The 259-nt window shown below is 39.0% G+C and carries 1 pseudogene; it reads left to right on the top strand.

Annotated elements, in window-relative coordinates:
* Positions 1 to 259 (top strand): annotated as a pseudogene (locus AN391_RS20120) (MFS transporter); the annotation flags it as partial.

Here is a 259-nt window from a genome sequence, read left to right as displayed (position 1 = left end):
AAACGGGCAAGCTTTATGTCAAAAGTATTTATGGGCTTGACCATTGCAACCATTGTTGGCGTGCCTATTGTTACCTTGGTGGGGCAAAATCTAAGCTGGCGTTATTGCTTAGGTGGCGCTGCCGTTTTAGCGTTCATTGCATTTATATTTGTGTACAAAGTAGTGCCAAATATTGATAACGCAAAACCATCTAACTTACTTAACGAGTTTGGCGTACTAAAAAATAAACTGGTGTGGTCTATTTTAGGGATTGTTATTA

This window comes from Pseudoalteromonas sp. P1-13-1a, assembly GCF_001401875.1.
In the GTDB taxonomy this organism is placed as follows: domain Bacteria; phylum Pseudomonadota; class Gammaproteobacteria; order Enterobacterales; family Alteromonadaceae; genus Pseudoalteromonas.
Note: the sequence above shows the minus strand (reverse complement) of the source record. Positions and strands in the feature narration are given on the sequence as shown.